General features: G+C 63.6%; 7 protein-coding genes and 2 other RNA genes. 2 read left to right on the plus strand and 7 right to left on the minus strand.

Annotated elements, in window-relative coordinates:
• Window positions 1–44: 44 nt before the first annotated feature.
• Together RQH86_RS05580 and RQH86_RS05585 are read left to right on the plus strand one after the other, a co-directional pair.
• Window positions 45–899: an aldo/keto reductase gene (locus RQH86_RS05580; RefSeq protein WP_311239936.1), complete on the plus strand. Its 855-nt coding sequence runs from the start codon at window positions 45–47 to the stop codon at window positions 897–899.
• A gap of 221 nt (window positions 900–1,120) precedes the next feature.
• Complete coding sequence (locus RQH86_RS05585; RefSeq protein WP_311239935.1) at window positions 1,121–3,226, plus strand: catalase; 2,106 nt, start codon at window positions 1,121–1,123, stop codon at window positions 3,224–3,226.
• Between the two features lie 900 nt (window positions 3,227–4,126).
• On the opposite strand, the gene RQH86_RS05590 is transcribed toward RQH86_RS05585, so the two are convergent.
• The 7 genes from RQH86_RS05590 to RQH86_RS05620 form a co-directional block, all read right to left on the minus strand.
• Window positions 4,127–4,203, minus strand: a non-coding RNA gene (locus RQH86_RS05590) — sX9 sRNA.
• A gap of 59 nt (window positions 4,204–4,262) precedes the next feature.
• On the minus strand, window positions 4,263–4,988 hold the full coding sequence (locus tag RQH86_RS05595) for an AraC family transcriptional regulator (RefSeq protein ID WP_311239934.1): 726 nt from the start codon (window positions 4,986–4,988) through the stop codon (window positions 4,263–4,265).
• A 134-nt stretch (window positions 4,989–5,122) separates the two neighbouring features.
• A complete protein-coding gene (locus RQH86_RS05600; RefSeq protein WP_115512291.1) occupies window positions 5,123–5,608 on the minus strand; it encodes a hypothetical protein in 486 nt (161 codons plus the stop codon).
• Window positions 5,609–5,974: 366 nt separating this feature from the next.
• Window positions 5,975–8,095 carry a S9 family peptidase gene (locus tag RQH86_RS05605; protein ID WP_115512292.1) on the minus strand — a complete coding sequence of 707 codons (2,121 nt, stop codon included), beginning with the start codon at window positions 8,093–8,095 and terminating at the stop codon, window positions 5,975–5,977.
• Between the two features lie 489 nt (window positions 8,096–8,584).
• Window positions 8,585–9,367, minus strand: a complete 783-nt coding sequence (locus RQH86_RS05610; protein WP_311239946.1) for a transporter — start codon at window positions 9,365–9,367, stop codon at window positions 8,585–8,587.
• 598 nt (window positions 9,368–9,965) lie between these two features.
• Entirely contained in the window at window positions 9,966–11,936 is a 1,971-nt protein-coding gene (locus RQH86_RS05615) for an oligopeptide transporter, OPT family (protein WP_311239933.1), read from the minus strand.
• Between the two features lie 299 nt (window positions 11,937–12,235).
• A non-coding RNA gene (locus RQH86_RS05620) (sX9 sRNA) lies at window positions 12,236–12,311 on the minus strand.
• Window positions 12,312–12,348: the final 37 nt, after the last annotated feature.

Here is a 12,348-nt window from a genome sequence, read left to right on the forward strand (position 1 = left end):
GGCCTTCGCTCAGTTGCATGCAATCACCGTTACGGGAGTGCTCCATGTCCACATCCACGTCATCCCCTTGCCCCCAGGTGCTGCTGCGCACTGGGCGCCGCGTCGCAGCGCTTGGCCTGGGCTCCTGGAACCTGGGCCAGGGCCGGCATCCGCCGCAGCAGGAGATCGAAGCACTGCAGACCGGCCAGCAGCTGGGCATGCGGCTGATCGACACTGCGGAGATGTACGGCAATGGCCGTTCCGAGCAGTTGATCGGCCAGGCCATCGACAGCGCACAACCGCCGTATCTGGTGTCGAAGGTGTTGCCGAGCAATGCAAGCGCGCGCGGCATCGCACGCGCCTGCGAAGCCAGCCTGCAGCGGCTTGGCGTGCGCACCCTGGATCTGTATCTGCTGCACTGGCGCGGTGGGAGCGATCTTGCCGAAGTGGTCGCTGCGTTCGAAGCTTTGCGCGACGCCGGCAAGATCCGCGATTGGGGCGTTTCGAATTTCGATGTGGACGATATGCAGGATCTGTGGCGTATCGATGGCGGGCAGCGCTGCCTGGTCAATCAAGTGCTGTATCACGCCGGCAGCCGCGGGATCGAATTCGATCTACTGCCGTGGTGCGCCGAGCATGAGGTGACGGTGATGGCGTACTCGCCACTGGGTAGCCGCGCATTGCTCGATCACCCGGTGTTGCATGCCATCGGTGCACGACGTGGCGTGGCCGCCACCGCGGTGGCTTTGGCGTGGGCGATCCGCAGCGGCCAGGTCATCGCCATTCCCGAATCGGGTACACCTGCGCATGTGAGCGCGAACGCGGCGGCGTGCACTTTGCAATTGGACGCGCAGGATCTTGCAACGCTGGATAGCGCGTTCCCGCCACCAACACGTAGACAGCCGCTGGATCTGCTGTAGATCAAACACCACACGCGGCCTAATGCACATCGCGGATGTGGCGATGTTCGCAGCACGCGCGTGGTGTGTTTGGCATTGCACAGCGCGCGGTAGCGCACGCTTTGCGTTGCGCGACGTGTGTGTGTGAGTGTTCGTTCGCATGTAGACACACTCGTTTAACAGCGCCACTCCCAGGCTCGGCTGGATCGCTAGCATCCCAGCCCGCCAACGTGGAGTCCCCCATGGCCAAGTCCCCAAGTAAAGCCGCACAGGTTCCTTCTGTCGGCAGTTCCGCCAGCGCGCAGGAACTGCGCGGCACTGGCGACGAACTGCATCAGAAAGCCGGCGGCTCGCATCCGCAATTGACCACCAACCAGGGCATCCCGGTTGGCGATAACCAGAACTCGCTACGCGCTACGCCGCGCGGACCGACGTTGCTGGAAGACTTCATCCTGCGCGAGAAGATCACCCACTTCGATCACGAGCGCATCCCCGAGCGCATCGTGCATGCACGCGGCAGCGCCGCGCATGGCTACTTCGAGTTGACCAAATCGCTGAGTCAGTACACCACCGCCAAGATCTTCACCGAAGTGGGCGAAAAGACACCGTTGTTTACGCGCTTTTCTACCGTTGCAGGCGGTGCCGGCTCGGTGGACACGCCGCGCGATGTGCGCGGGTTTGCGGTAAAGTTCTACACCAAGGAAGGCAACTGGGATCTGGTGGGCAACAATATCCCGGTGTTCTTCATCCAGGACGCGATGAAGTTCCCGGACCTGATCCATGCGGTGAAGATGGAGCCGGACCGTGGCTTTCCGCAGGCCGCCAGCGCGCATGACACGTTCTGGGATTTCATCTCGCTCACCCCCGAATCGATGCACATGATCATGTGGGCGATGAGCGACCGCACCATCCCACGCTCGCTGCGCATGATCGAAGGCTTCGGCATTCATAGCTTCCGCTTCCTCAACGCTGCCGGCGACAGCACCTTCGTCAAATTCCATTGGCGCCCGAAGCTGGGCCTGCAATCGACCATCTGGGACGAGGCCGTGAAGCTGGCCGGTGCCGACCCGGATTTCCAGAGGCGCGATCTGTTCGAGTCGATTCAAAACGGCGACTTCCCCGAGTGGGAGCTTGGCGTGCAGCTGTTTACCGACGCGGAGGCCGAGGCGTTTCCGTTCGACCATCTGGATTCGACCAAGGTCATTCCGGAAGAACTGGTGCCGCTGCAGATTGTCGGCCGCATGGTGCTGGACCGCTGGCCGGACAACTTCTTTGCCGAAACCGAACAGGTGGCGTATTGCCCAGCCAACATCGTCCCGGGCATCGATTTCAGCAACGACCCGCTACTGCAAGGCCGGCTGTTCTCGTATCTGGATACGCAGTTGAGCCGCCTGGGCGGGCCGAATTTCCATCAGATCCCGATCAACGCACCCAAGTGTCCGTTCGCCAACAATCAGCGCGATGGGCATATGCAAATGGGTGTGCCGAAGGGCCGCGTCGCCTACGAACCCAGCTCGCTGCAGACCGATGCGCCGCGCGAAGCGCTGCGTGGATTCCCCAGCCATGCAACGCCTGCCGAAGATGGCGCAAAGGGCCGCGTGCGCGCAGAGAGTTTTGCCGATCATTACAGCCAGGCACGCTTGTTCTACCGCAGCCAGAGCGCACCGGAACAGGCGCATCTGGCCTCGGCGCTAGTGTTTGAACTGTCCAAGGTCGACACCGCGCATGTGCGCGAGGCCATCGTGGGTCATCTGCGTCATGTCGATCCGGCACTGGCGCAGCGCGTGGCCGACGGGATGGGTATGAGCAAGCTGCCGCCCGCACCTCCGGCAGCGGTGGCGCCCACCGACATGCCGTTGTCGCCTGCGCTGCAATTGATCGGCAAGATGAAGGACACCTTGCAGGGCCGCACGGTGGGCATTCTGATCCATGACGGCTCGGATGCCGCAGCGATCAAGGCCGTGCGCAAGGCTGCCGAAGCAGCCGGCGCCACAGTAAAAATCGTCGCGCCCAAACGCGGTGGCGCCAAGCTCAGCGATGGCAAGCAATTGGCCGCCGATGGCCAGCTGGCCGGCACGCCGTCGATCGTGTTCGATGCGGTGGCCGTGCTGCTGTCGTCGGAAGCGGCGAAGTTGCTGACCAACGAATCGGCGGCACTGGACTTCGTCAGCAATGCCTGGGCGCATCTGAAAGCAATTGCCTTCGACGACGGCGCGCAACTGCTGCTCAAGGCCGGCAATGTCGGCAAGGATGCAGGCATTGTCCCCGCGGCCGATACCAAGGCCTTCATCGCCGCAGCAAAAACCCGCCAGTGGGCACGCGAGCCGAAGGTGCGCATGTTGGCGTAAGCGGATTCGCACAGCCTGCGCAGGCTTGGGCGCGAGCGACGTTTACGTCGTTTCGCGCCCAAGTCGCTTCTGCACGCAGCAATTCTTCACCAGCAGTAAACCAAGGTCTCCGACAGGGCAGCCAGCTTTTTCATTCATCTACCCACCAACGTGCTGGCGCAGTGCCCTCATCGCTTGCAGGTCTTGCCGCCAGGGAGCCTGCAGGAACGGATTCATGGCATGTCCTGCAAGCGGCGAGAGCACCGTGCGCTCGACTCACTGAGAGCTTTGGCTTAGGTAGCTGATCGCGCCTAAGCGCTGCATGGTTTGAAGTCTCGATTGCGTCGGGCGTGTTGCCCTGGGTCCTAGACACTGCGGATAGATCAGGCGCAAAGCGGCTGATCTGCGGCCTGGCTGCAAGGCCCTTGCCCGCCCACCATCGCGGGACACGCCGTGAATCCGTCCCTGGAGGCTCTTATGCGGCATCCATGCCGCATAAGGTCCCGCGACGGTGAGCGGGCAAGGACCCGTCGAGATGGTCGGTGTGCATGGTCAAGAGAAGATCATGACGCGTGCTGTTCGGATAATGGAGCGCCCGACAAACGTCTCCCATCGCAAGCCGACCAGCAGGCGGGCTTTCAACAAAGCAACCTGCAAACTTCCTGGCGCGGTGCCCTCGCCGGTTGCGGGACCCTTGGCGGCATGGATGCGGCCAAGGAGCGTCCACGGACGGATTCATGGCGTGTCCCGCAAGCGGTGAGGGCACCGTGCGCTCGACTTACACGGCTGTTACCCGACTCCACTAAACGACGCCGGAATTCGAGCTCGATGGACTCACGCAGCTCCCCCTAAGCGGCAAGACAAGCGCGTGCTCGAGCAAGTCCGCTGTTGAGCAGTCGTTTTGTCAGATGCGCTAAGAGTGGCTAACAAAACGTAGCCAGCAGTCGTCAGGTGGGTGTGGACGGCGCGCTCAGAACCGGAGTGTACGAGTGGTACATGCCGCACCGAGCACCGGCCGCGCCCGCCTGGCGGCTGCACAGTAGTGTTGCTAGCTGCTCTAAGACGGTTCGGCAGGAAACGGCGTCGTGCTCGCCAGCGCGCGGTACTCGCGCGGCGTCATACCCACCGCTTGCTTGAACTGTCGCGCAAACGCGCTCTGATCGCTGAAGCCGCAGGCATGGCCGATTTCGGTCAGGCTCTTTTTTCCGTGCAGCAAATGCATGGCCATCTGCAGACGCAACTTGGCCAGCACCTGCTGCGGGGTGAGCTGGAACACCTTGCGAAATGAGCGTTGCAGCTTGGACATCGAAAACCCGGTGATCTCCACCAATGCCTGCATGCGCACGTTTTGCGCGTAATTGGCATTGAGGTACGCCAGCGCAAGCCTGAGTTTTTCGTACTGCGATTCGTGCCCGTCCTGCGGGCCGAGATCGCGCGAGATACCGATGATGCCTTGTACCTTGCCGTCGACCAGCAGCGGACGTTTGCAGGTGAGGCACCAGCCCGGCTCGCGGTTGGCGAACAGATGCAGTTCCAGCAGGTTGTCGATCACCTCACCCGCCAGCACCTGTTCGTCCTGATTGGCGTAGTTGGCGCCAAGACCGCTCGGGTAGACCTCGGCGACACGCTTGCCGATCAGTTCCTTGCGCGACTTCAGGCCCAGGCGCCGCAGCATGGTCTGGTTGACGTGGGTGTAGCGACCCTCGCGGTCCTTGACGAAAAACAGCACGTCCGGCACAGCATCGAACAACGCTTCCAGATCGGCAGGATCGATGCTCTTCATGCGAGAGGATTCATGCAGTGCGAGGGACTCGGGGCCAGGAGAGGCGCAGCGGTGCAGTGACGCATCAGCGTCTGCACACACCACCGCTGCGCAACGTCATGATACGCCGCGCCTGTCGCTCGGTTTGCAGGCGCTCAGCGCGGCTGTTCGGCCACGGTAGCGGTGACTGCAGCCCGGCCGTCCTTGGGAGCGTCGATGGAAGCACTGGTGGCGCCCATGCGATCGGCCGGCGTGCGCCGCGCTGCCCAGGTCTGCACCACTGCCGCACCCGATTGCGACCCCACCTGTACGCGCAGACGCGCACCGGCTGTGGGCGCCACGAATTCGATTTCGCAATCGCCTGCGGCCATGCAGCTGTCCGCTGCCAGCGGGTCGACCGGCTGCCAGCCCTGCTCGGCAATCGCCTGCGAAAACGCGCGATAGCTCATGCCCGGCTTGAGGGTCGCCGGCAACGGCACCAGCAGCTCGCTATTGGCGGCGTCTGTCGCGCTGGCAGGCACAGGCGCAGTGGCTACCGGCGCACGTGCAGGCACAGCCGCCGTGGGCCGCGGTGCTGCGCTCCAGGCAGGGCTGAAAATGAGGGCAAGCCCAAGCAAGGCCGGGCGGACGAACGTGCGCATGCGAAAGATCCTTGCGATCCTGGCAGGGATTGGGAAAGTTAAAGAAGCGCTATTTTGACACGTCGACATGACGCCCGGGCGATGATGCCGGCGCCCGATCAGCCGCCATTTCATCGCCGGTTATCCAACGGCACACCGCAAGCGCACTCGACTACGTGGTTATCGACCGCACACCCCGGTTACTTGAGCGAGCGCGACAACAACGCGTATTTCCAGCTGTCTTGCGCAACACCATGCGTCTCCGCGCGATGTGCAGTTGCCGAATCTTCGATCGCCCTCAGCACTTGCCTGCTGCTGACCGAAGAACGCCACACAAAAAAAAAACGGCACGCCGCTGCAAGGCGGCGTGCCGTTTTTTCTAATGCATTACTGCCCGATATGCTGCTTCAACCAGCCGTTGACGGTGTCGTGCCACAGGATGCTGTTGTCCGGCTTGAGCACCCAGTGGTTCTCGTCCGGGAAGTACAGGAACTTGGAATCGATACCCTTGCGCTGCAGTGCGGTGAAGGCAGCCAGGCCTTGTTCGACCGGGATGCGGAAGTCCTGCTGGCCATGGATCACCAGCATCGGCACCTTCCACTTGTCCACGTGCAGCACCGGATTGAACTTCTCGTAGCCAGCCGGGTTCTGCCATGGCGTGCCGCCGTTTTCCCACTCGGAAAACCACAACTCTTCGGTGGCGTAGCCCATGGTGCGGTTGTCGAATACGCCGTCGTGATCGACCAGGCATTTCCACGGCTGATGCCAGTTGCCAGCCATCCAATAGACCATGTAGCCGCCATAGCTGGCACCTAGCGCACAGGCCTTGTCGCCGTTGAGGAAGCCGTACTGCTTCTGCGCGGCAGTCCAACCTTTTTGCAGGTCCTCCAGCGGTCGGTCGCCCCAATGCTGGCTGATCGCATCGGTAAATTCCTGGCCGTAACCGGTGGAGCCGTGGAAGTCGATCATCACCACCGCATAGCCCTGGCCGGCGTAGGTCTGTGGGTTCCAGCGGTTGCTCCAGCCATTGCCGAAGCTGCCCTGCGGGCCGCCGTGGATCAGGAACGCCACCGGGTAGGTCTTGCCTTCCTGATAGTTGTACGGCTTGACCACATAGCCGTGCACGGTGTCGTTGTTCCAGCCCTTGAACTGGAACTGCTCGTAATCGCCAAACTGCACGTCGGGCAATTGCTCGCCAGCGGTCTGGGTGATGGCACGCAAGTTCTGGCCCTGCACATCGCTGACGAAGATCTGATCGCCGCTCTTGAGCGAGTTGCGGGTAAATGCCAGCGTGCTGCCAGCCAGCGTCGGTGCATGCACGCTGCCCTCGCCCACCAGCTTGGTCGCGTCGCCACTGGCGATGTCGATCTTGAACAGCGGGTGTTCGCCTAGGTCGTCGGCACTGGTGTAGATGCTGCTGCCGTTATCGCCCAGCACGATTTCGCCGGCCGAGCGATCCCACTTCGGCGCGATCTCGCGCGTCTTGCCGCTGGCCACGTCCATCGCCATCAGGCCGAAGCGGTCGGCCTCAAAGCCGGGGCGTTTCATCGCGCGGTAGTACAGGGTTTTGCCATCGGCACTGAATACCGGGCCGGCATCCCAGGCGGGGTTGGCGGCGGTCAGATTGACCGGCGCGGATTTGCCGGCCGCATCCAGGCGATACAGGTCGAAGTTGGTCTGCCACGGCTCGTCGTTGCCGGTCGGCTTGGTGGCGGCCTTGGCGTTCTTACCGGCCTCTGGGCCATGCGGTTGCGGGATACGCACGCTGGCGACCACGCTGGCACCGTCTGGCGACCAGGTGTAATCGTCGTTGCCACCGAACGGCTTGGACGGCGCATCGCCGGCCAGCGTGGCACTGATCGCCGAGGCGCCGACTACTGGTTTGGCGCCGGTTGCGGGCAGCTCGGAGACGAACAAGGTGTTGCGACGGCCATCGTTCCAGGTGTCCCAATGGCGCACGAACAGCTGGTCGTACACCACGCCGCTGGCCTTGGCATTCTTCACGCTGGCGAGCTTTTTCTTGGTGCAGTCCAGGTCAGAACCGCAGTCCTGAAACACGCCCGCACTGAAGGCGATGCGCTTGCCGTCTGGCGAGAGTTTGTAGCTGTCCAGGTCCACCGCAAACGCGGTGAGCTGCTGCGGAGTGCCGCCGGCCAGCGGCTGCGCGTACAGCTGCTGGATGCCGGATTTGCTGCTGAGGAAGTACACCGTCTTGCCATCGGGCGACAGCGCCGGGCTGTTGACGTTCCAGCCTTCCGGGGTGAGCCGCTTGGGCGGCGACAAATCGCGGGTACGCAGGTTGCGCATCCACAGACCGGTGGCCGGCTTGCCGTTGGCGGTCTTGGCCTGGCGCTTGGCGAACACCACCACGCCACCATCGGGGCTGAGCGTGGGCGAGGACACTCGATCCAGCGCGACCATGTCGCGCACATCGAAACCGCGCGCGGCGGCAAGGGTTGGCAAGGCGGCCAATAGACACAGGGGCAGCACGGCGTGACGCAGCTTCATCGAGAGTTCCTGCAACGGCAAAACGTCGATGGTAGGCGTTGCTGCGGCGCACGCGCAAAGGCTTGCGCTTGCGCCTGCCTGCGCAGTTGCATGGGCGTCGCCTTGTGGATGGAATTGCGCGTCGCAATACGGCGACCAGAACCTGAGGTACGTGCTGTCGAACGCGGACGGCCCGCGCGTGTGGTGGCATGGCTCATGCGGCCAACAAGGCTGATCACACCGCCCAGGTCCGCTTGAGGAATGCACGCTACGTTGGACAGATGATTGCAACAGTGTGCCCACTGGTCGTCGCTACGCCGAGGCGAGCTTCCCATGCGACGTCAGCAGCTCAGCGTTGCTCACGTATCCGCAACGCTTGGCGTGCGGCGGATGGACGTTGCGAGGCACCAGTCGACCTGGCGCCTCGCAACCTTGACCATTCTCTACAAAGCGGGGGTGTGCATGTAGGGCAGCTACGGCAACTCACCCTACCCTGGCTCACCACACGACTTAGAAGCGGTGCGCCATGCCCACATACACCTGCGCGTCCGGGGTACGGTCGTTGAGCCCGAAGTTGGCGCCCACGTCCAGTTGCAATAGCGGATTGATCAGATACGCAGCCGCGATATCGGCCGAATACTGTTCGATGGTCTCGGCCGGGTCGCGATTGATCGAAGACCACACTTCCACTGCCATCGACAACTTCGGCGTCAGCGGACGTGCCAGGTTGATCGCATTGACGATGGCGACATGCTTGCCGCTGCCATCGCTGTCGGCCAGCCAATCCACCTCCGGGCCGAAGGTCAGCGAGAAACTATTGGGCAATACGAAATTGATCGGCAACGCGACGCCCCCTTCCCACTCGTCGTTGCCCAGACCGGTGCGCGCGGTCGGCGCCTTGACGAACGGCAGCACCGCGACGGTGGCGGTGTCGCTTTCGTAGAACCGCGCCTTCATGCGTAGATAGATGTCGCCACCGCCGCTCAGGCTGCTGCGTGCGCCAGTGGCACGATCGGTGGTTTTGACCTGCAGTTGCGGCGCCCAGTTGAGCTGCAGATCGATCCGGTCGCTGACGCCGTACTTGAGCGTGGGATTGGTGAACACCGAGGTTTCGATGCGTGTGCCGGGCTGGCTGTCGCGGGTGTAGCTACCGATGTCGCTTTCCAGCTGCCAGGCACCGGTCGGCACGGTACAGGTGGAATTGGCCTTGGTCGGCCGATCGGTGCACAGCGCCGCTTCGGTGGCGTCTTGTGCCTGCGCTTGCGTCGCCAGGCCGCACAGCACGCCGGCCATGGCGATGGTCAGCAGGGGGATGCGCCGTACACGGGACGGGAAACGGGGAATAACAGTCAGCATTGCAGGAACTCCATGGCAGAGCGCTGGACCGATGACACGACAGGCCAGCAGTGAGGGAGGGGGAATGCGCGTGGAGAGGTGGATCGACTGCATGACGCTGGAAAATCGGCGTCTGCTCGATCCTATCGAACTGTCGAGCTCGCCAGACAAAAAGCGACCGCAACCGCACCTTGGAAGCGGCGCAGTGTGATTGGGCTAACGTTTTTGTTGGCAGCAGCGGCGGCGCGATGGCCTAGGGCGTGGAGATCAGCGGGGTCGATCGAGGCATGCGGCAGCCGTAACGCATCATCCGTGCGGGAGACGGCACGATACGGAGCGGCGGCATAAAGGCGCTATGCATGAGCGCTGGACCTGGCATAAAGCCGGCGCAAAGACGGGCTGCAGACAAGGAAGTGCCGTCACGGACGGTCGACGGGGTCTGCGGCGGCGATGCGTGGGGATGGTGCAGATGGCAGCGGCATGCGCTGCGGGCAGGTCGCCTTGCGCGCCTGCCAGAACGGCGCATGCATCGCATGCGCCGTGTCTGTCGTCAGGCTCAGGCCGCCTGTTCGCCGCGCTTGCCGACGCGATACAGCAGCCAGCCGACCACGGCGAGGATGGCCAGGCCAACCCACTGATTGAGCTGCAAGGCAGCTGGCAGTGCCAGCACATCGGCGCGGCTGGACAGCACGATCGGCACCGCGATGGCGATGCCCATCAGCGCTTCGCCGGTGATCAGGCCGGCGGCAAACAGCACGCCCGGACGATGCACCCGGTCGCGGCCATCTTCGTCGTCGGCGCGGATGTTGTGGAAGCGTTCGACCAGATGCGCGATCATGCCACCGATGAAGATCGGCACCATCAGCTCCAGCGGCAGGTAGATACCGATCGCTGCGGCCAGCACCGGCACGCGGAAGCGCTTGCCGGTGGCCTTCAACCATTCGTCCAATGCGATGATCGCCGCGCCCACCACCGCTCCGATGGCGATCATGGTCCACGGCAACTGGCCGCCGAACAGGCCCTTGGCGACCGAGGCCATCAAGGTGGCCTGCGGCGCGCCCAGCGAGTTGGGGTGCTGCGGGGTGGCCGGGCCGATGCCATACGCCTGCGCCAGCAAGTTCAGCACCGGCGCCATGATCAACGCACACGAGAACGCACCGATGCCGAGCATCAGCTGCTGCTTCCACGGCGTGGCGCCGACCAGATAACCGGCCTTGAGATCCTGCAGGTTGTCGCCGCCCACCGCCGCCGCGCAGCACACCACCGCACCGATCATGATGGCCGCCACCGCACCCAGCGGTGCGGCACCGATGCCCACCGGCACCAGCCCGTCCTTACCCAGCAACAGCACCAGCACCGCCGAGGCGAACAGGATGGTGGAGATGGTGATGCCCGACACCGGGTTGTTGGACGAGCCGATCAAGCCGGCCAGATACCCGGACACCGAGACGAACAAAAAGCCGGCCACGATCATGATGATGGTCATCGGGATCGACACATGCCACTGCTGCACGATGGCCTGATACAGGCCAAGCAGCGGCAAGGTGCACAGCACCAGTGCCACCAGCATCCACTTCATCGGCAGATCGCGCTCGGTTTCGGCGACCACGCCGCCCCCGCTCTTGCGCGCAGCGGCAAAGCCGCTCTTGACGCCGGAAAACAGCGATTTGCGCAGCGAGAACAAGGTCCACACGCCGCCGATCAGCATCGCACCGACGCCCAGGTAGCGGATCTTCGCGCCCCAGATGCCGAAGGCCGCATCGGCCGCCGGCGCACCGACCAGGCTCTGCGCCAGGGCCGGGTCCGAGCCCATGAAGAACTGCTGATACAGCGGGATTGCGATGTGCCAGGACAGGATGGAACCGGACAACACCACGATGCCGACGTTCAAGCCGACGATGTAGCCCACGCCCAGCAATGCCGGCGACAGGTTGGTGCCCAGATACCCCACCAGGCGGCTGCTGCCCAGGTAGGTGGCCTGCGCCCAGGTGTCCGGGATCACCCGCAAGCCGCTGGCGGCAGCGAGTTTGACCAGCGCGCCGATGGCGCCGGAGGCGGCCAGGATCTTCAGGCCCGGGCCGGGGTTTTCACCGGCCTTGAGCACTTCGGCGGCGGCCTTGCCTTCGGGGAACGGCAGCGGGTCTTCGACGATCATCGAGCGCCGCAGCGGCACCGAGAACAGCACGCCCAGCAGCCCGCCCATGCCGGCGATGCCCAGCACCCACCAGTATTTGAAGTCCGGCCAGTAGCCCATGATCACCAGCGCGGGGATGGTGAAGATCACCCCGGCGGCGATCGACGAACCGGCCGAGGCGCCGGTCTGGACGATGTTGTTCTCCAGAATGGTGCCGCCGCCCAACAAGCGCAGCACGCCCATCGACACCACCGCTGCCGGGATGGCCGTGGCGATGGTCAAACCGGCAAACAGGCCGAGGTAGGCGTTGGCGGCCGAAAGCACCACCGCCAGCACGATGGCCAGCACGATGGCTCGGAAGGTGAGCTGGCGCGGTTGCGCGTCTTGGCTCATTGGGCATTCCCCTGTAGGCAAAAAATCCGTACCACGCTAGCGCCTGCGCCGATGCGAGTCCAGCTGCGGCGCGGCGTGACAGTGCGACTGCCATTGCGGGTGGTACGACGGTTTGACAGCGGTGCGGCTACATCGGTGCGTTTACGTCAGCATCAATGCGCTTTAAACCTCACCAAGATCGTGACGACCACGCATCCTTGTCACATCGCCGCGCACTACGGGGAACGCATCCCCGTGTTCAGTCTTTTTTGTCTGTGCTGAGTAAAGCCCTTGGGCAAGCGCCATACACACACAAGAGCGGCTAACAACGCGTAGCGAACAGGCGTCAGGTGGATGTGGACGGCGCGGAGGAACCGGCGTGTACGAGGGGACCATGCCGCACCGAGCACCCGCCACGCCCGCCTGGCAGCCG

Origin of the sequence: Xanthomonas sp. WCS2018Noco2-27 (genome assembly GCF_031843525.1) — a bacterium.
In the GTDB taxonomy this organism is placed as follows: Bacteria; Pseudomonadota; Gammaproteobacteria; order Xanthomonadales; family Xanthomonadaceae; genus Xanthomonas.

Excerpts from the sequence above, each read along its gene's own strand:
- RQH86_RS05580 (WP_311239936.1), top strand. The coding sequence starts at position 45 with ATGTCCACATCCACGTCATCCCCTTGCCCCCAGGTGCTGCTGCGCACT.
- RQH86_RS05585 (WP_311239935.1), top strand. The coding sequence starts at position 1,121 with ATGGCCAAGTCCCCAAGTAAAGCCGCACAGGTTCCTTCTGTCGGCAGT.
- RQH86_RS05595 (WP_311239934.1), bottom strand. The coding sequence starts at position 4,988 with ATGAAGAGCATCGATCCTGCCGATCTGGAAGCGTTGTTCGATGCTGTG.
- RQH86_RS05600 (WP_115512291.1), bottom strand. The coding sequence starts at position 5,608 with ATGCGCACGTTCGTCCGCCCGGCCTTGCTTGGGCTTGCCCTCATTTTC.
- RQH86_RS05605 (WP_115512292.1), bottom strand. The coding sequence starts at position 8,095 with ATGAAGCTGCGTCACGCCGTGCTGCCCCTGTGTCTATTGGCCGCCTTG.
- RQH86_RS05610 (WP_311239946.1), bottom strand. The coding sequence starts at position 9,367 with ATGGCCGGCGTGCTGTGCGGCCTGGCGACGCAAGCGCAGGCACAAGAC.
- RQH86_RS05615 (WP_311239933.1), bottom strand. The coding sequence starts at position 11,936 with ATGAGCCAAGACGCGCAACCGCGCCAGCTCACCTTCCGAGCCATCGTG.